The sequence below is a fragment of the Saccharopolyspora galaxeae genome (genome assembly GCF_016526145.1).
GTDB lineage: Bacteria > Actinomycetota > Actinomycetes > Mycobacteriales > Pseudonocardiaceae > Saccharopolyspora_C > Saccharopolyspora_C galaxeae.
Window position 1 is genome coordinate 1 of record NZ_JADDUE010000019.1, and the last position, 19,080, is coordinate 19,080.

The 19,080-nt window shown below is 71.8% G+C and carries 14 protein-coding genes and 1 pseudogene; 9 read left to right on the plus strand and 6 right to left on the minus strand.

What is annotated here, in order from left to right; translation table 11 throughout:
* Positions 1-110, plus strand: a pseudogene (locus tag INP57_RS28075) (IS481 family transposase); the annotation flags it as partial.
* Between the two features lie 171 nt (positions 111-281).
* On the opposite strand, the gene INP57_RS28080 reads toward INP57_RS28075, so the two are convergent.
* From INP57_RS28080 to INP57_RS28095, 4 genes are all read right to left on the minus strand, one after another.
* Entirely contained in the window at positions 282-1,160 is an 879-nt protein-coding gene (locus INP57_RS28080; RefSeq protein ID WP_200073392.1) for a glycosyltransferase family 2 protein, read from the minus strand.
* 45 nt (positions 1,161-1,205) lie between these two features.
* Positions 1,206-2,795: an ABC-F family ATP-binding cassette domain-containing protein gene (locus INP57_RS28085; RefSeq protein ID WP_200073393.1), complete on the minus strand. Its 1,590-nt coding sequence runs from the start codon at positions 2,793-2,795 to the stop codon at positions 1,206-1,208.
* Between the two features lie 177 nt (positions 2,796-2,972).
* Complete coding sequence (locus INP57_RS28090; RefSeq protein ID WP_200073431.1) at positions 2,973-4,103, minus strand: glycosyltransferase family 4 protein; 1,131 nt, start codon at positions 4,101-4,103, stop codon at positions 2,973-2,975.
* A 90-nt stretch (positions 4,104-4,193) separates the two neighbouring features.
* Positions 4,194-5,294, minus strand: a complete 1,101-nt coding sequence (locus INP57_RS28095) for a glycosyltransferase family 4 protein (protein ID WP_200073394.1) — start codon at positions 5,292-5,294, stop codon at positions 4,194-4,196.
* Between the two features lie 100 nt (positions 5,295-5,394).
* Between INP57_RS28095 and INP57_RS29905 the strand changes: the two genes are divergently transcribed.
* The 6 genes from INP57_RS29905 to INP57_RS28130 all read left to right on the plus strand — a co-directional run bounded on the left by INP57_RS29905 (position 5,395) and on the right by INP57_RS28130 (position 13,211).
* Positions 5,395-6,624 carry a glycosyltransferase family 2 protein gene (locus tag INP57_RS29905; RefSeq protein ID WP_307850322.1) on the plus strand — a complete coding sequence of 410 codons (1,230 nt, stop codon included), beginning with the start codon at positions 5,395-5,397 and terminating at the stop codon, positions 6,622-6,624.
* A 227-nt stretch (positions 6,625-6,851) separates the two neighbouring features.
* Positions 6,852-9,365, plus strand: a complete 2,514-nt coding sequence (locus tag INP57_RS28110; RefSeq protein WP_200073395.1) for a glycosyltransferase — start codon at positions 6,852-6,854, stop codon at positions 9,363-9,365.
* Complete coding sequence (locus INP57_RS28115; RefSeq protein ID WP_307850323.1) at positions 9,362-10,423, plus strand: glycosyltransferase family 4 protein; 1,062 nt, start codon at positions 9,362-9,364, stop codon at positions 10,421-10,423. Before INP57_RS28110 ends, INP57_RS28115 begins: the two co-directional genes overlap by 4 nt.
* Positions 10,424-10,921: 498 nt before the next feature.
* Positions 10,922-11,794, plus strand: coding sequence for an IniB N-terminal domain-containing protein (locus tag INP57_RS30240; protein ID WP_304611171.1), 873 nt, complete (start codon positions 10,922-10,924; stop codon positions 11,792-11,794).
* A 275-nt stretch (positions 11,795-12,069) separates the two neighbouring features.
* Positions 12,070-12,675 carry a sigma-70 family RNA polymerase sigma factor gene (locus INP57_RS28125; RefSeq protein ID WP_200073397.1) on the plus strand — a complete coding sequence of 202 codons (606 nt, stop codon included), beginning with the start codon at positions 12,070-12,072 and terminating at the stop codon, positions 12,673-12,675.
* Positions 12,676-12,905: 230 nt separating this feature from the next.
* Positions 12,906-13,211 carry a hypothetical protein gene (locus INP57_RS28130; RefSeq protein ID WP_200073398.1) on the plus strand — a complete coding sequence of 102 codons (306 nt, stop codon included), beginning with the start codon at positions 12,906-12,908 and terminating at the stop codon, positions 13,209-13,211.
* A 103-nt stretch (positions 13,212-13,314) separates the two neighbouring features.
* Here the strand turns inward: INP57_RS28130 and rfbD are convergent, their stop codons facing one another.
* Positions 13,315-14,223, minus strand: a complete 909-nt coding sequence (gene rfbD / locus INP57_RS28135; protein WP_200073399.1) for a dTDP-4-dehydrorhamnose reductase — start codon at positions 14,221-14,223, stop codon at positions 13,315-13,317.
* On the minus strand, positions 14,220-15,200 hold the full coding sequence (rfbB, locus tag INP57_RS28140; protein WP_200073433.1) for a dTDP-glucose 4,6-dehydratase: 981 nt from the start codon (positions 15,198-15,200) through the stop codon (positions 14,220-14,222). Before rfbB ends, rfbD begins: the two co-directional genes overlap by 4 nt.
* Before the next feature lie 329 nt (positions 15,201-15,529).
* Between rfbB and INP57_RS28145 the strand changes: the two genes are divergently transcribed.
* Both INP57_RS28145 and INP57_RS30455 read left to right on the plus strand, forming a co-directional pair.
* Entirely contained in the window at positions 15,530-17,296 is a 1,767-nt protein-coding gene (locus INP57_RS28145) for an LCP family protein (protein ID WP_307850324.1), read from the plus strand.
* Between the two features lie 108 nt (positions 17,297-17,404).
* The gene (locus tag INP57_RS30455) at positions 17,405-18,964 is read left to right on the plus strand and encodes an LCP family protein (RefSeq protein ID WP_307850325.1); all 1,560 of its coding nucleotides are present in this window, start codon (positions 17,405-17,407) and stop codon (positions 18,962-18,964) included.
* The last annotated feature ends 116 nt before the right edge of the window (positions 18,965-19,080 follow it).

Genomic DNA, 19,080 nt, shown 5'->3' on the forward strand with positions numbered 1-19,080 from the left:
ACGCCTTCGACCCCTGGCTACACACCTACAACCACCACCGCGCCCACACCTCCCTCAACGGCCACACACCAGCCCAACGCATTCACAACCTCACAGGGCAATACAGGTAGCGGAACCTCAGACGCCTTCCGGCTCCGGGATCTCATCCTGAAGTAGCTCCCTACTCGGCGTCCTCATAGGTCCGGGCCGCTGTCCTCGCCAGAAGACGTCTGAGAACCCGCCGGTGGTCCGGCTGAGTCCTCGGACGCCGCAAGCGGCTGCCGCCGCTTTTCAAACAGAACCTAGTTCTCGCGTTCGGCCGCGCGGACTTCCAACCGGGCGCGCGCCGCGAGCGCGCCGCGCAGCCCGATCCGCAGCGGCGCCCATGCCGCTCCCCGGTGCCGGTCGGCGAGGTAGCGGTAGGCGCTGCGGTGGTGCTCGGTGAGCATCGGCCCGGGATTGCGGGACGTGGCGTGCCCGCCGATGTGCGTGATCCGGGCGCTGGGCACGTAGATGTTCAGCCAGCCCTTGCCGCCGAGCCGGTCGCCGAGGTCGACGTCCTCGAAGTACATGAAGTAGCGCGGGTCGAATCCGTCGACGCTGTCGAACGCTTCGCGGCGCAGCAGCAGGCACGATCCGGACAACCAGCCCGCCTTGCGCTCGCGGATCCCGGACTCCGACTGCCGGTAGGCGCGGGTCCACGGGTTGTCCGGCCAGACCCTGCTGAACGCGGCGTGCCCGGCGCCGCGGCCCAGCGAGGGCAGCAGCCGCGCCGACGGGTAGACGCTGCCGTCCGGCTCGTTGATCAACGGGCCGAACGCGCCGCCGCGGGGCCAGCGGTCGGCCGCGGCCAGCAGCTCGTCCAGCGCACCGGGCTGCCATTCCACGTCCGCGTTGCTGATCACGACCCAGCCGACTTCGTCGCCGAGTTCGGCCGCGCCGCGGTTCGCGGCCCCGCCGTAGCCGAGGTTCGCCCCGGTCGGCACGAACCGGACCTCGGGACGCGCTTCGGCGGCGCGTTCCGGGATGCCGTCGGTCGAACCGTTGTCGGCGAGCACCACCTGCGCCTGGCGGGTGGTCGCCGCTTTGATCGAGTCGAGGTTGCGCTCCAGCGTCTCACCGGGCGAGTAGGTCACGATCACGACGGCGATCTCGTCGCCGTAGCTGCGGGAGGCGGTCACGGCGGCCCATTCTGCCGAACACGGTCCGGGGTGGGCTGACGCCCCTCAGCACCGCCGGAGTTCGTCGTCGAGCCGCATCCGGGTGGTGGTTCCGATCTCGCGCAGGAATTCGGCGTCGTGCCCGGCGACGATCAACGCGCCGGCGTAGGACTCCATGGCCTGCGCGAGTTGCCGCACGCTGGCCGCGTCCAGGTTGTTGGTCGGTTCGTCGAGCAGCAACAACCGCGGTGCCGGTTCGGCCAGCAGCAACGTGGCCAGCGCCGCCCGGAAGCGCTCTCCGCCGGAGAGCCTGCCGACCGGCCGATCGGCGTCCGCCCCGCGCAGCAGGAAGCGGGCGAGCTGCGCGCGGATCGCGTTGGGTGTGGCCGACGGCGCGGCCTGCACGACGTTGTCCACGGCCGACATCCGCTCGTCGAGCACGTCGAGGCGCTGCGGCAGGTATCGCGCCGGTACGAGCGTGCGGACCTCGCCCGCGTCCGGTTCCAGCTCGCCCATGATGGTTCGCAGCAGCGTGGTCTTGCCCGCGCCGTTGGCGCCGACCAGCGCGATCCGTTCCGGTCCGCGCACCTCCCAGTTCACCAGCGGACCGTTGCGCAGCAGCACGCCGGTGAGCCGCAGGACCTCCTTGCGCGCGGGCACCTCCGTCGCCGGGAGGTCGATCCGGATCTCGTCGTCGTCGCGGACCGCTTCCTCGGCGGCTTCGAGCCGTTCCCGGGCCTGGCGCACCTTGTCGTCGTGCATGTTGCGGTACTTGCCCGCCGCGATTTCCGCGTCCTCGGCCCGTTTGCGCATCCGGACCTTGGGTTCCCGCTTGGTCTCCCAGCGCTTGCGGCCGTAGCGCTGCCTGCGGTCCAGCTTGATCCGCGCTTCGGCCAGCTCGCGGCGCTGGCGCTTGAGGTCCTGCTCGGCCGCGCGCACGCTGCGCTCGGCGGCTTCCTGGTCGGCGGCCACGGCCTGCTCGTAGTCGGTGAGGTTGCCGCCGTAGCAGGTGAGCGCGCCGTCGCGGAGTTCGGCCATGCGGTCCATCCGCTGCAACAGCTCGCGATCGTGCGAGGCGATCAGCAGCACGCCGTCGTAGGAGGCGATCGCCTGGTGCGCGATTGCCCTCGCCCGCTGATCGAGGTTGTTGGTCGGTTCGTCGAGCAGCAGCACGTCGGGCTCGCGCAGGAATTGCGCGGCCAGTCCGAGCAGCACCAGCTCACCGCCGGAGCACGCGCCCACGTGCGCGTCCAGCGGTACCTGTCGGAGGCCGAGCTGGTCGAGGGTCGCGCGGGTCCGCTGCTCGACGTCCCACCGCTCGCCCACGATCGCGAAGTGCTCTTCGCGGGGATCGCCGCTTTCGATGGCCGCGATCGCTCGCCGGACCTGCGCCACCCCGAGAACCTCGTCGACACGGCTCTCGGAGTCCAGGATCAGGTCCTGCGGCAGGTAAGCGAGTTCCCCGTGCGCGCTGACGGTTCCGGAGGTGGGTCGCAGTTCGCCCGCGATCAGCCGCAGCAAGGTGGACTTGCCCGAGCCGTTCGACCCGATCAGGCCGGTGCGCCCGGCGCCGAGCACGACGTCGAGGTGGTCGAACGCGAAACCGCCGTCCGGCCAGGCGAAGGTGAGATCGGAGCAGACGATGGATCCGGACATGCGGGCTCCCGTCGAGGTCGCGACTGGTGACGCGGCCCGGGGATGCGACTTCCGGGCCATGGGCGGCGCGTTCGCGCGCCCGCGTTGCGCGGCCTCAAAGGAGCACGTCAGTACCTCGATGTCCGGCGGTGGTCGTGCTTCGACCGTAGCGAGCACGGCAACCGGTTTTCGCCGCGATCAGCTCCGGCGGCGGTGCAGGTGATGCGCGCGGGCGTACGCCTCGCGGTGCTGAGTGGCGCAGGAAGCCCAGGTGAAGTCCTTGGCGCGGCGTTGCGCGGCGGTCGACAGCGCGGATCGGCGGGCGGGGTCGTCGAGCAGTTCGGTGAGCCCGGCGGCCACGTCGGCGGCGCGGATCCCGCAGTAGGCGACCGCGTCACCGCCGACCTCGGGCAGGCTCAGCCGCCGCGTGGTCAGCACCGCGGCGCCGCAAGCCATCGCTTCCAGCACGGGCAGGCCGAAGCCCTCGCCGATGCTGGGATAGGCGAGGACGTGCGCGCCGCCGAGGAATCCGGGTAACTCGGCGAACGGCACGTACCCGGCGCGGATCACCCGGATGCGGTGCGGCACGGCCTCCAGCGCCCGCTCCACCCGCACGTCCCAGCCGGGTTGCCCGGCCAGCACCAGCGCCGGATCGTCGGCGCGACCGCGGGCGGCGAGGGTGAACCCGCGGATCAGCGCGGGCACGTTCTTGCGCGGCTCCAGCGCGCCGAGGAACGCCACGTAGGGCTGGTCGCGCAGGCTGAACCGGTCGCGCACCGCGCGGATCTCGGCCGGTGACGGCGGGTGGAAGAACTCCGGGTCCACGCCGTGGTGCATGACGTGCATGGCGCGGCGGTCCGCTCCGGCGCTGCGGGCGAGCCCGGTGGCGGTGGCTTCGCTGGGCACCACGCACAGCGTGGCGCGGCGCAGCGCGGTTTTCGTCCAGGTGCGGAAGAACCGGGCCTTGACCGGGGAGTGCAGTGCGGCACCGGTGAAGAAGGTGGCGTCGTGCAGCGTCACCACGGACGCGGCCGGATTCGCCAGCGGCGTGGTGTAGTGCGGCGAATGCAGCACGTCGGCGCCGAGCCTGCGCACCAGCCGCGGCAACGTGGTCTGCTCCCAGGTCAGCCGCGCGGTGCGGGTGGCGACGGCTTCGGCGGCGGGCACCACCCGCGAGTTCGGGGCGATGCGGGCGTAGAGCCCGGCGTCCCGGGGCTGGCAGACGACGCTGACCCGGGCGCCGTCCTGGTCGAGCGCGGCCAGCAGCGAATCCACGTAGCGACCGACGCCACCGCGGTCGGCGGGGACGGCGGTGGCGTCGATGAGCAGATGCGGCTCACCTCGTTGCACAGCGTGCAGCGTACGGGGGCGCCGGAGGCGATCGTGGCCGGTTCCGCAAATCTTGAGCGCGTCTCTGCTTCAGCGGTGCAGGTGGGCTCGCCAGACGGCGCGGGCGGTGCGGTGCCAGTCGAACTCGGCGGCTCGGCGGCGCCCGGCCGCGATGAGTTCGGCGCGCAACGGCTCGTCATCGACGGCGCTGCGCAGCGCACGAGCCAACGCGGCGGGATCGCCCGGTGGCGCCGCGATCCCGGCGCCGCCGGCGACTTCGACCAGCGCGGGGTCGTCGGAATGCGCGACCGGCACGCCGAGCGCCATCGCCTCCAGCACCGGCAGGCCGAAACCTTCGGCGAGGCTGGGCATGGCCACCGCGGCAGCGCGGCGGATGAGGATGCCGAGTTCCGCGTCGTCGACTCCGCGCAGCAGCCGGATGCGTTCGGGCGGCAACCCGTGGTGTTCGGCGATGCGCGGCAGGTCGACACCGCCCCAGCCCTGCTCACCGACGACGACCAGCGGCACGTCCGGCGCCTCCGGCTGGGCCAGGGCGCGCGCCAGGTGCTCGTGGCCCTTGCGGGGTTCGATCGTGCCGATCGCGAGGATGTAGCGCGGCGGCAAGGTCGCGGCCAGCACCCGCGAGCAGTCCGGCTCGGGCTCGGTGAGCAGTGCTGGCGCGATCCCCTCGCCTGCCACGTGGATCTCCGCGCGAGTCGGCACCCTCCCCGCGAGGTCGGCGGCGACCGCTTCGGTGGGCACGATCAGCGCGTCGGCTTGCGCGGCGGCGCGGCCAACCGCGCGGCGATGCCAGCGGACGCCGCGCGGGGTCAGCGTCTCGGGGTGGGTCCAGGGGACGGTGTCGTGCACGGTGACCACGAGTCCGCGGCCGCGCCTGCGCGGCGGGGCGAGCGGGGTCATCGCGTGGACCGAGTCGCCACCGGGCCACCACGGCAAACCGCGCTCCCAGCCTCCGATCAACGCTTTTCGGGGCAGTGGCAGGACTTTCGGGCCGTGCACGCCGTCGACCGCGGCGCTGCCGGGATGTGCTGTGCGGCTGACCGCGGAGGTCACTTCCCAGTCGTCCGGGGCCGTGGCGGCGAGGGCGCGCAGCAGTTCTCGCGTGTAGCGGCCGGTTCCGCCGGGCACGGGAGCGAGCAGTTGCTCGGCGATCACCAGCAGCTCGGGCACGCGGTCACCCTAGTCCGCAGTGGTTCGATCTTCTTGCCGGGACCAGCGGCGATGGTGCCGAACCGGGAGATCGCGCTTCCGCCGGGTTAGGCTCCGCCGGGTGGGAACCCTGCGCAGCACCGTCGTGGTCGTCACGTGGCGCGGGCGGGCGCACGTGGCGGACTGCCTGGACGCGGTGGCCGCCCAGGACCGTCCACATCGGATTCTGGTGGTGGACAACGCGTCGGCCGACGGGACCGCGGAATTGCTGGCGCGGCACCCGTCGCGGCCGGAAGTGCTGCGGCTGTCCCGGAATCGCGGGTACGCGGGAGGTATCACTGCCGCGTTGGCGCAGGTGAGCACGCCGTTCGTCGCGTGGCTCAACGACGATGCGGTTCCCGAGCCCGGTTGGCTCGCGGCGCTGGAGGACGCGCTGGACGCGGATTCCGGAGCGTGGGCTGCCGCCTCGGTGCTGCGGGCGCCGGACGGTGCGGTGCAGTCGGTCGGGGTGCGGCTCACTGCGGATGGGCACGGGGCGGATCTCGCCGAGGTGACCGGCGGGAGAGTCCGCGGGGCCCATCGATGCGACGCGGCGCGAGACCGCTCGGGGGCTGCTCGAACCGGCACGGCCGAGACCGGCGAGAAAGGAATCCTCGAAGCTGGCACCGGTGCCGGACCCGGCGAAACGGGGCTCGCGCAAACCGGGCTCGGCGCATCCGCTTCCGAGCTGGGTGAGACCGGTTCCGGCGCAGCGTTCGAGGTGTTCGGGTTCTGCGGTGGTGCGGCGCTGCTGCGGACCGAGCGAGTGCGGGCGGTGGGCGGCGTCCCGGCGAACTTCTTCTGCTACTACGAGGACACCGACACGTCGTGGCGGCTCCGCCTCGCCGGAGGCCGCGTCGTGTCGGTTCCCGCAGCCCGCGTCACGCACCTGCACGGCGCCAGCTCTCGCCTCGGCTCGCCGCGGTTCCACCGCTGGAACGAGCTCAACCGCCTGCGCACGCTGCTGCGCTGCGCTCCCGCCCCGATCGCGACCCGCGAACTTCTCCGCTTCGCGGCCGTGACCTGCGCGCTCCCGCTCCGCTCGGCGTCGCACCGCTTCCGCTGCGCCGACCTCCGCGCGCTACCCGCGCGCTCCCGCGCGCGCCGCGCTCCGCCACTCCCCCGCACTCCACCGAACTTCCGCGTCGCCTTGCGGCTCCGCGTACTGGCTGAGGTGGCTGCCACTGCCCCCGCGGCGCTCCGCGCCCGCCGCGCACACGGCTCCGCCGCTGCGCGGCACGCCGTGTGGTCCAGGTGGTCGGGCGAACACCCGCCTCCCGGATCCGGGCGAACGGACCGCTGGTCCGAATAGATTGGCCGAACAGGCCGTTCACTCCTCGCGGAACCCGGCTTGCGCGCTGGTGCAGGCACGCAGCCGACACACCCGCGCATCGTGAGCGGACTGCGCGAGCGAACGGACCGCTGGTCCCAATAGATCGGGCTAGCGGTCCGTTCACTCCTGGAGCAACACCCCTGGAGAAAACCGGGGATCAGCGGGCGCTGTGCACGCGCGCCCGCCGCGTAGGGCAGGCTTGGGGTGTGGCTGAGCTGTCCGATTCGTCTGCCCTGCCGGTCGTTTCCGTGGTCGTGGTGAACTACCGCGGTGCGCAGGACTCGATCGAGTGCCTGCGCGCGTTGCGGGACGAGCTGGACTACCCGGCTGAGCGGCTGCAGGTGCTCTGCGTCGACAACGCTTCCGGTGACGGCAGTGCGCAGCGCATTCGGGAGGCGCAGCCGCAGGTCCGGCTGATCGAGTCCGGCGAGAACCTCGGGTTCGCGGGCGGCTGCAACCTGGCTGCGCGGGAGGCCGCGGGGCAGGTTCTGGCGTTCCTGAACAACGACGCGCGGCCGCACCGCGACTGGGTGCGCGCGGCGGTTTCGGCGCTGCGGGCGGAGCCGACGGCGGGCGCGGTGGCCAGCAAGGTCCTCGACTTCTCCGGCGAGCACGTCGATTTCGTGGACGCCGGGCTCACCTGGTTCGGCATGGGCTACAAGCGGCACGCGGGCGAGCCCGACGACGGCGGCCACGACGCCCCGCGCGACGTGCTGTTCGGCACCGGCTCGGCGCTGTTCGTGCGGGCGGAGCTGTTCGCCGCGCTGGGCGGGTTCGACGAGCGGTTCTTCATGTTCTACGAGGACGTCGACCTGGGCTGGCGGTTGAACCTGCGCGGCTGGCGGGTGCGGTACGAGCCGCGGTCGGTCGCCTACCACCGGCACCACGCGTCGATGAGCGAGGTCTCGTCGGCGCGCGAGAACTACCTGTTGGAACGCAACGCGCTGGCGGCGCTGTACAAGAACGCCTCGGAAGAGACGCTGGCGAAGGCGTTGCCCGCGGCGATGGCGCTGGCGGTGCGCAGGGCGACTGCGCGCGGCGAGGTTGACCCGGAGCAGCTGGAGATGACGCGGCGACCGGAGGGGGTGGACCACTCCGACGACGTGCCGATCTCGCGGGACGCGCTGGCGGGGATGCTCGCCATCGACCGGTTCGTGGAGCTGTTGCCGCAGCTCAAACAGGCCCGCGAGGTGGAGCAGGCGGCTCGGGTGCGTTCGGACGCCGACCTGGTCCCGTTGATGCGCAAGGCGATGGAGCCCGCCTACCCGCTGCCGCGCTACCTGGCCGCGCACGACGTGCTGGTGGACGTGTTCGGGTTGGAAGAGGTGTTCGGGCGCCCGCGCAACATCGCGGTGCTCACCGGGGATTCGGTGGCCGCGCGGATGGCCGGTCCGGCGATCCGGGCCTGGCACATGGCCGAGGTGCTCAGCGGCGAACACCGGGTGCGGCTGGTCAGCGCGAACCCGCACGTCGACCCGCCGGAGTCCGATTTTCCCGTGGTGGCGGCGAAACCGCGGGAACTCGCCGCGCACGTCGAGTGGGCCGACATCGTGGTGCTGCAAGGGCACGTGCTGGAGATGGTGCCCGCGCTCAAGCACGTCGACTCCACCAAGATCGTGGTCTGCGACATCTACGACCCGATGCACCTGGAACTGCTGGAACAGGGCCGGGACACCGACGACGAGCGCCGCGCGGCCGATCTGCGCGGGGTGACGAAGGTGCTGAACTCCCAGCTGCGGCGCGGTGATTTCTTCCTGTGCGCCTCGCAGCGGCAGCGGCACTTCTGGCTCGGCCACCTCGCTTCGCTGGGCAGGCTCACACCCGGGCTCTACGACACCGACCCGACGGTGCGCTCGCTGCTGGAGGTGGCGCCGTTCGGCCTGTCGCCGGTGGCGCCGCGGCGCACCGGGCCGGCGATCAAGGGCGCGCAGCCCGGCATCGGGGCCGACGACAAGGTCGTGCTGTGGGCGGGCGGTGTCTACAGCTGGTTCGACCCGCTGACGTTGCTGCACGCGGTGCACCGCCTCGCCGAACGCCACCACGACGTGCGGCTGTTCTTCCTGGGCATGAAGCACCCGAATCCGGACGTGCCGGAGATGGGGATGGCCGAGCGCACCAGGCACCTCGCCGGCAGCCTCGGGCTGACCGGCAAGAACGTGTTCTTCAACGAGACCTGGGTGCCCTACGGCGAGCGGCAGAACTACCTGCTCGACGCCGACTGCGGGGTCACTTCGCACTTCGAGCACGTGGAGACCACGTTCGCCTTCCGCACCCGGGTGCTGGACTACCTGTGGGCGGGGCTGCCGGTGGTCACCACGGACGGCGACTCGTTCGCGGACCTGGTGCGCCACGAGGGGCTCGGCGTGGTGGTGCCCGCCGAGGACCCGGACGCGCTGGCCGAGGCGTTGCAGCGGGTGCTCTACGACGCGGAGTTCGCCGCGGCGTGCCGCGAGCGGATCGCCGCGGTGCGGGAGCGGTTCACCTGGGAGTCGGTGCTGGCGCCGCTGACCGAGTTCTGCCGCGACCCGCGCCCGGCGGCCGACCGGCTGCGGGCCGCCGCACCGCTGACCCGCACGCCGCGGCCGAGCCGGTTGCAGGCGGTGCGCCGCGATGCGGCGCTGCTGCGGGGGTACCTCGACGCGGGCGGTCCGGTCGAGGTGGCCAAGCGCGCCGCCGGGCGGCTGCGCAGGCTCGCGGGCGAACGGTTGCGAGGGCGGTGAGTGCCCGGCTGCGGGTGCTGCTGGACGGCACCCCGCTGCTCGGCCCGCGCACCGGGATCGGCCGGTACGCGGCCGCGCTGACCCGCGAGCTCGGCCGGATGTCCGATGTGGACGTTCGAGCGGTCGGGTTCACCGCGCGCGGCCATCGCGCCCTGCGCGATGCGGTTCCGCCCGGGGTGCGGGCGAGCGGCGTTCCGGTTCCCGCGCGAGCGCTGCGGGCGTCGTGGCGCCGGGTTCCGTTCCCGCCGATCGAACTGCTCGCGGGGCGCGGCGACGTCGTGCACGGCACCAACTTCGTGCTGCCGCCGTCGGTGCGCGCCGGTGGCGTGCTGACCGTGCACGACCTGGCGTTCCTGGACGTGCCGGAAGAGGCTCCGGAGCCCGGCTTCGCCGATCTGGTGCGCACCTGCGCCCGCCGGGCGGCCGTGGTCTGCACACCGAGCGCCGCGGTGGCCGAGGCCGTGCAAGAACGGTTCTCCGTGCCGGAGCGCAGGATCGTGGTGACCCCGCTGGGCGTGGACAACGAGTGGTTCGAGGCGGCACCGCCCGGCCCCGAACTGCACCGGCTCGGATTGCCGCAGCAGTACTTGGTGTTCGTCGGCACGGACGGCCCGCGCAAGGGACTCGACGTGCTGCTGCGCGCGCACGAGGCGAGCCTGCCGCCGCTGGTGCTCGCGGGCCCCGGCGAGCAACGGCCGGAAGCGAAGGTGCTGCACACCGGCTACCTGCCGGAACGCGAGCTGCGCAGCGTCGTGGCCGGCGCGCGGGCGTTGGTGCTGCCGTCCCGGGACGAGGGGTTCGGGCTGCCCGCGCTGGAGGCGCTGGCGTGCGGCGTTCCGGTCGTGTGCGCGGAGCTGCCCGCACTGCGGGAGATCACCGGCGGGCACGCGGATTTCGTGCCGTACGGGGATGTCGACGCGCTGCGGGCGGCACTGCACGACGTCGTGTCCCGCCCGGTGGACCGCCGGGCGGCCGCCGCACGTCGCGCCCACGCGGCCCGCTACACCTGGCGCGGTTGCGCCCGCGCGACGCTTCGCGCCTACGAGCTCGCGCGCTGAAACACGTCCGGTGCACCGGGTTTTCCTCATCGTGACCTCCGGGCGCGGATGGCCGTGGGAAGGTTCCCCGTGCTCGGCGACACAAAACCCCGCAGTTCCGGAATAGGCGCGTTCGGAGCCCGCGGGCATTCCGATTGGCCGGTCGCCGAATTTTCTCCGCTGGTTTTCGCCACACCCGCGAACGCAGTGCGGAACAGCACAAGATCAAAACCAATCGATTCGGGAAATGCGCCGTCCGCTGCTCAGATGAAGATCATTCGGCCCGACCCCCTAATAGTCGAATGAGCGCTAGGGGATCGGCCCCATGTCCGATCGCGCGGATCCGCGCCTAATCTTCGAGTCGTGGCGGGAACGCGCTGGTGGCGCGAGTCGCGGTGCGATCGGAATTCCGGCGGGCGAACGAGACCGGTTCGCCGAGTGGATGTGCGGGCCGGATTCCGATGATCGCCGGAGCGTTCCGGCCACCTCCCCACCTGCTCGGCGAAGGGCGTGACGGCGATGTTGACGGTGCACGAGTTCCTGTCCCGGCTCGTGACCGACGCGGCCGATCGCGCGTCGTTCCAGGAGGACCCGCGGGCCCACCTGGACCAGGCAGGACTGGCGGAGCTGAGCAATGCCGATGTCGTGCACGCGGCTTCGCTGGCACTCGATCACGCACCGGTCGAGCTCGTCGACGAGTACTTCCGGACGCTGCCTCCGGCACTGGTCCAACTCGCCGCCGACGGCCCCGGAGTCGATGCGCACGACCTGATGCCGTTCCTGGTGAACGGCCCCGACGACATGGAGCTGGACATGACCACCCCCGACATCTTCGGCCCGCTCGGCGACGTGGACTCGATGCTGCGCGGCGAGGCGAGCTCGACCGAGGACAGCAACAACAGCACCGAGATGACCCGCACCGAAGACGGCGGCAACGGCAACGAGAGCCCGGTGGGCAACGGGAACGGCAACGGCAACGAGGTCATCGGCGACGTGAACACCGGTGACATCAGCGGCGTGGCCGGTGACCTGAACGCGGGCAACATCGCGGGCAACGGCGTCACCGACGTGGTCGGCGGCGTGCAGGACGCCGTCGGCGGCGTGCAGGGCGGCGACGTCGCCGGGCAGCTGGACGGCCTGACCGGCCAGGTCGGTGACATCGCCGGTGGCGACGTCACCGGCGGCCTGCAGGACCTCGGTGGCGTGGCCCCGGACGTGCAGGACGTCACCGGCGGCCTGCCGGTCGGTGATGTTGCCGGCGGTGACGTTGCAGGCGGCGACGTCGCGGGCGGGATGACCGACCTGACCGCGCCGCTGACCGGTGCCGAAGGCCCGGTCGGTGAAGAGGCGGGCGGCGGCCTGCACGACGTCACCGGCGGCCTCGGCCTCTAATCGGCCGAACGACGGGACCTCGGGCCGCTCAGCGGTACCGGTCCGAGGTTCCCGCCGGCGGGCGGCTGAGGCCGCTCGCAGGACTAACCCGGTGATCTGCCGGGTACGCAATCGACGGGGGTCATCGGCAGCGGTGCGACGCCGCTGCGGTGGCCCCCGTTTTCGCGTCCTGTTCATCCTTTGTGGAAGAATTGAGATCTTTGACCAATCCGCCCGGCCACCGGCTCCGAAACACTGATGGCAGGTGCGCATCTGCCAGGCACGGGAGGTGGCGGATGGACGAGTGTCCGATCGACCGGGAAGTCAGCACCGAGCAGCTGCTGGTGAAGATCGGCAGCGGAGATCTCCGGGCGTTCCATACCTTCTACGACCGCACGGTGCGACCGGTGCGGACGCTGGCCAGGGAACTGCTCGACGACGACGCGCAGGCCGAAGAGGTCGCGCAGGAAGTGCTCATCGAGGTCTGGCGCACCGCGCCGCGCTACCGCCCGGAACGCGGCAGCGCGCAAAGCTGGGTGAGCACCATGACGCGCCGGCGTTCGGTGGACCGGCTGCGCTCGGCGCGTGCGGTGCGGGAACGCGACGACCGGTTCGCGGCGGGCTCGCAGGAGACCGCCTACGACTCGGTGACCGAGACGGTGCTGGCGCACTGCGAGCACCTGAAGGTCCGCAGCTGCCTGTCCGCGCTGACCGCGTTGCAGTCCGAGGCGGTGCTGCTCACCTACTACCGGGGACTGAGCTATCGCGAAGCGGCCGAGCAGCTGCGCATTCCGCCGTCGACGGTGAAAACGCGGCTGCGGGACGGACTGCTGCGGTTGCGCGAATGCCTCGGCGACTGCTGCCTGGCTTCTCCCGGGCAAGCTCGAGAAGATCGTCCGTGACCCGCTGACCGACAGTTTTCCCGCGTTCCCGATCGGTTCGTGGGCGCAAACCCCGCCGCTCGCCGTCCGTCCTGTGAGGTTCCACACCGGAAAACCTGGAAGTGATCGACGGGATCTCGTGTTGTACCGGCTGCGAGATCGATCGACGGTCTCGTCACCTACCGGATTCGTCCCGTACCTGAAAGCGGAACGGATTCGAGGAAACGAGCTAGCGGAAGAGGTGAGTTCTCATGCGCAAGCTGAACCGTGGAATCGCAGCCGGACTGATTTCGGCCCCCCTGGTGCTCGGGTTCGCCGGGGTCGCGGGTGCCGCCGACTTCGAGGGCACCCAGTCGGTCGCGGGTCCGGAAGGTGTGCAGTCCAGCCAGACCACGGCGGGCGCCGACTCCAACGGTGACGGCCGGGTCTCCTACGAGGAGAGCCACTCGGTCGCCGGCCCGGACGGGGCGGCGACGCAGCAGACCAGCTCGAGCTCGGACTCCGGCAGCGGTGACTCCGGCTCGGACGGCGGCCTGCTGGGCATCCTCGGGCTGTGAACCCGACGGAGCTGATCAGCTCCACCTGCGCCGTGGCCGCGGGAACTCCTCCCGCGGCCACGGCCACCTTGATGTCCACTGCGGACAGTGGAAAAGGACGCCGTCAACGGCGCAGCGCAGCACCGTCGGTCTCGAAGGCGGCGGTGAGCGCCGATCGCCAGTCTCGCAACGGCGTCAAACCCTCCGCGGCCCATGCGCGCCCGGACAGCACCGAGTGCGCCGGTCTGGGCGCGGGCAGCGGAAATTCCTCCGTCGAGCACGGCTGCACCCGCTCCGGGTCGGCGCCGAGTTCGGCGAACACCGCGCGGGCGAAGGAGAACCAGCTGGTCCGCCCGGCGTTGGTGCAATGCAGCACCGGGCGCTGCGGGTCGCGGCGCTCGGCGAACGATCCGGCGAGCTGCACCACTCCCGCCGCCAGATCACCGGTCCAGGTCGGCGCCCCGACTTGATCGTCCACAACGGACAGCGAGTCCCGCTCCCGTTCCAGGCGGGACATCGTGCGCACGAAGTTCTGCCCGCCTGCGCCGTAAACCCACGCGGTTCGCACCACGCAGGCGCGGGCTCCCGCGGACAGCACGGCCCGCTCCCCATCCAGCTTCGTGCGGCCGTAAACGGTGCGCGGCTCGGCCGGATCGTCCGGTTCGTACGGCACATCCGCATCGCCGGAGAAGACGTAATCGGTGGACATGTGCACCAGCGGAACCCGGCGGGCCGCGCAGGCCCTGGCCAACGCAGCGGCTCCGTCCACGTTGATCGACCGCGCCGCGTCCGCATCGCTCTCGGCCGCGTCCACGGCGGTGTAGGCGGCGGCGTTGACCACCACCGGGCGCAGATCGTTGTCCAGCGCGGTCTCGGCGAACGAGCCGACAGCGTCGCCGACCTCCGCGGCGTCGCGCAGGTCCAGTTCGCCCGATCCCGGCGCGTGCACCAGCGGCACCGCCGAACGCGCCAGCTCCCGTCCGAGCTGACCACGCCCGCCCGGCACGAGCAGCGCGAGGCGCTGCGCGCTCACTTCTGAACCTGCTTCAACGGCTCCCACCACGACCGGTTCTCCCGGTACCAGCGGATGGTCTCGGCCAGTCCCTCGTCGAAGCCGACCCGCGGCCGGTACCCGAGCTCGGCGGCGATCTTGGTGTGGTCCACCGAGTAGCGCCGGTCGTGCCCCTTGCGGTCGTCGACCGGGCGCACCATCGAGAAGTCCTGACCCATCGCCTCCAGCAGCCGCTCGGTCAGCCGCCGGTTGGTCAGCTCGGTGCCGCCGCCGATGTTGTAGACCTCGCCCGGCCGCCCGGACTCGGCGACCAGCTGGATGCCCCGGCAGTGGTCGTCCACGTGCAGCCAGTCGCGCACGTTGCCGCCGTCGCCGTAGAGCGGAACCCGGTGGCCGTCCAGCAGGTTCGTGATGAACAGCGGAAGCAGCTTCTCCGGGAACTGGTACGGGCCGTAGTTGTTCGAGCACCTGGTCACGCACACCGGCAGCTCGTGGGTGCGGAAGTAGGCCCGGCTCATCAGGTCGGAGCCGGCCTTCGCCGCCGAGTACGGCGAATTCGGCTCCAGCGCGTGCTCCTCCGGCCACGAACCGGTCTCGATCGAGCCGTACACCTCGTCGGTGGAGACGTGCACGAACTTGCCCACCCCGGCCGCGAGCGCGGCCTGCAGCAGCGTGTCGGTGCCGACCACGTTGGTCCGCACGAAGTCCGATGCGCCCAGGATCGAACGGTCCACATGGGACTCGGCGGCGAAGTGCACCACCACGTCGACCCCGGTCATCAGCTCCGCGACCAGCTCGGCGTCGCAGATGTCCCCGCGCACGAAGCGCAGCCGCGGATTTTCCGCCACCGGGCGCAGATTCTCCTGATTGCCCGCATAGGTGAGTTTGTCCAGAACCACCACTTCGGCGTCCGCGAACGCGGGATAGGCCCCTTGCAACAGCTGCCGCGCGTAGTGCGAACCGATGAAGCCGGCCCCACCGGTGATCAGTACTCGCATGCCACCTTCCATGGGGATTTCCCTTCCGCCGCAGGGCGGATCGGCAGGGACCGAACGTCGCCCGGAAGCAGTCTGCCACGCTGTCGGCCGGGCGTGGTCAGCGCCGACCACGCAGTGCGAAAAGCGGCGTCCGCGCCGCCGAACAACACGCGGAGTGCAAGCGGCGAACCACTCGCAGTGATCTTCCGACTACGAAGTACGTGCGGCTGCGGCGATTCCGCCCGCTCGCAACCCCGACGGCGGAACACCGTTAGCCTGCGTGGTGGCTTCGCCGAAAAATCACCCCGGCGAGGTGTAACGCTCGCAGGAAGTCCCAAGGAGGATTCGGCGTGGACGACCGGTCGCGACGGCCAGGTGGCCCACCAGGGCAACCGGGCAGGCCCGTCCCACCGCGCGGACCGCAGCGCCAGCCCCGCCCCGGTTCCGGCCCCGCCGGACGTCCCGCACCCGGCGGCGGACCCCGCCAGCCCTCCCAGGACCGCCCCGCACCGGCCGACCGGCCCGCCCGCGCGCAGCAGCGCCCGCCGGGCGAGCAGCAGCGACGACCCGAACCGCGGCCGGAGCGGCCCGCTCCGCCGCCGCCCGAGGACACCTGGAACCGCGGCCGCAACGCCCGCCGCAACGGCATGATCGTCGGGCGGACGTTCGTGGCCCTGCTTTCCGTGCTGGTGCTCGCATTCACCGGCTACGCATGGGCGACCCTGCGAAATCTGAACAGCAACCTCTCCGGCAGCGACGTCATCGGTGGCGGCCTGAGCGAACCGGACGGCGCCACCGACATCCTGCTGATCGGCAACGACAGCCGCACCGACGCCGACGGCAACCCGCTGCCGGACGAGATCCTCAAGACGCTGCGGACCACCGACGACGAAGGCGGCGACCTCACCGACACGATGATCCTGATCCGGATCCCGAACGGTGGCGGGCGCGCCAGCGCCATGTCCTTCCCGCGCGACACCATGGTGCAGATGGGCAACGGGTACGGGGAGAACAAGCTCAACTCCGCGCTGCCCAGGGCCAAGTCCGACGCGAAGCAGAAGCTGCAGGCCAGCGGCGTCACCGACCCGAAGCAGCTCGAACTGCAGTCCAAGGCCGAAGGCCAGAAGTTCCTGATCAAGACCCTGGAAGACCTCTCCGGGGTGAGCATCGACCACTACGCCGAGGTGAACCTGCTCGGCTTCTACGAGATCACCCAGGCGGTCGGCGGTGTCGACGTCTGCCTGAAGGACGAGGTCAACGACAGCGACTACTCCGGCGCGGTGTTCAAGGCCGGGCCGCAGACCGTCGCCGGTGCGGACGCGCTGGCGTTCGTGCGGCAGCGGCACGGGTTGCCGCGCGGCGACCTGGACCGGGTGGTGCGCCAGCAGGTGTTCATGTCCGGGCTGGCGCGCAAGATCCTCTCCAGCGGGACGCTGAGCAACCCGGCCAAGCTGACCAGCCTGATGGAGGCGCTGAAGAAGTCCGTCGTGCTGGACAAGGGCTGGGACGTGGTCGACTTCGCCCAGCAGATGCAGGGCATCGCGGGCGGCGACATCAGCTTCCAGACGATCCCGATCGAGCTGGAGGGCGAGTCCGGTTCGGAGGACGTCACCGCGAACCCGCGCGAGGTCAAGCAGTTCGCGGACGGGCTGCTGCTGCCGCCGCAGGAGCGCGCGGCCAAGGAGCAGGCCGAGCAGGCCGCCGAGAAGCAGCGCGGCGGCACCACCGTGAACGTCTTCAACGCCACCGGCAAGAGCGGCCTGGCGGGCCAGGTGCTGAGCACGCTCAGCGAAGCGGGCTTCAGCCAGGGCGGCAGCTCCAATTCGGACTCGATGGCGAAGTCGGTCGTCTACCACGCACCGGGCGACGAGGCCGCCGCCGGACAGGTCGCCGCCACCCTCGGCGGACTGCCGCTGCAACCGAGCGGCAACCTGCAGTCCGGCAACGTCGAGGTGTACGTGGGCAGCGACTACCAAGGCCCCGGGGCGCAGCAGTTCGCCGGGAACAAGCAGGTCCAGCTCGACGGCGGGCAACGCGCCGCGGCACCGCTGCACGCCCAGCAGTCCGGTTCCGGCGACGCGCCGATCGACGCGGGCGGCGTCCCCTGCGTGAACTGACCGGGTTCCGCGCCGCGTTAAGCTGATCGCGCGCGTCGGCCGGAAGGTGGACCCGCGCGGGCGGACCGCCGGTCCGGTCCCGGTGGCAGGCCGCCAGGGGGAGGGAACGTGGCCGAGGAAGACGTGCCGACCGCGGGCTCGGGCGACTCGCGGGAACCGGACGAGCAGCGGGCCGCGCAACCCGACCACGGGCGCGCTGCGGACGCGGCGGGTGGCGGCTCGGACCCGGGCGACCCGGCTTCGCACGGCACTGCATCGGGGCGCACCGCGTGGCACGGCACGGTTTGGACCGGCACCGTCTGGCCCGGCGACGCATCGGGCGGCACCGCATCGCGCAGCGCTGCTTCGGATGACACGGCATCGCGCAGCGCCGCATCGGACGACACGACATCGCAAAGCGCCGCATCGGCCAGCGCCGCGTCGCGCAGCACCGGATCGGACGGCGCGGCGGCGGCCGACAGCTCAGTTCTGGACGGCTCGGAACCGGACGACGCGGGCGGATCCGAGCGCGCCGCTGCCGCCCCGCGCAAGCACCGCGGCTGGCTGATCGCGGGCCGGACGCTGGTCGCGCTGATCTCCGCCGGAGTCCTGGCGGTCACCGCTGCGGGTTGGGTCGCGCTGGACCGCCTGGACACCGACGTCAGCACCTCCCGCGTACTCGCCGACACGCCGGAAGCTCCCCCGGCCGACGACGGCGCGACCGACATCCTGCTGGTCGGCAACGACAGCCGGACCGACGCGCAAGGCAACCCGCTGCCGCTGAGCGTGCTGCGCGAACTGCGCACGGAGAGCACCAACGGCCTCAACACCGACACCGTGATCCTGATGCGGATCCCGCACGACGGCGGCCCGCCCACGGCGGTTTCGCTGCCGCGGGACACCTCGGTGCCGATGCCCGGCGGCGGCACCCAGAAGATCAATGCGGTGTACGGCCTGGCGAAGAGCGCCGCCGCGGATTCCATCGAAGGCCGCGACTCGGCGCTGGCCGAGCGGCAAGCCCAGCTGGCCGGGCAGCGCGCGCTGCTGCAGAGCGTGCAGCGGCTCAGCGGCGTCCGCGTGGACCACTACGCCGAGGTGAACCTGCTCGGCTTCTACGAGGTGACCGACGCGCTCGGCGGCGTCGAGGTGTGCCTGAACCAAGCCACCAGCGACAAGGACTCCGGCGCCGACTTCGCCGCGGGCAGGCAGACCATCTCCGGCGGCGACGCGCTGTCGTTCGTGCGGCAGCGGCACGGCCTGCCGGGCGGTGATCTGGACCGGATCGTGCGCCAGCAGGTCTTCATGGCGGCGGTGGCCAACAAGCTGCTGTCCACCGGCACGCTGACCGATCCGGCGAAGCTGGCCGGGTTGCAGGACGCGGCGCGGCGTTCGGTGGTGCTGGACGAGAACTGGGACGTGGCCGGGTTCGCCGCGCAGATGCAGGGCTTGGCGGGCGGCGGCGTGCGGTTCGTGACGCTGCCGGTCGCTTCCACCGGCGGCAGGGACGAGCACGGGCAGAGCGTGGTCAAGGTGGATCCCGCGCAGGTGCGTTCGTTCATCGCGGGCCTGGTGCCGAAGACCGGTTTCGCCGCGAACGCCCCGCTGGACCTGGACGGCACGGCCCGGCGCCAGCCTGCGCCACCCGCCCAGGACCCGATCACCTCCGACGGCATCCCCTGCATCAACTAGCCGCAGCCGATCCGAGGCAGGGGTTCCTTCGCCCCAACAGACCGAGCGATCGAGTCGCTCACCCCCGACGTCAGCTCCCGCGCGGTCCGATCGAGGGGCTCCTTCGCGCCAATAGG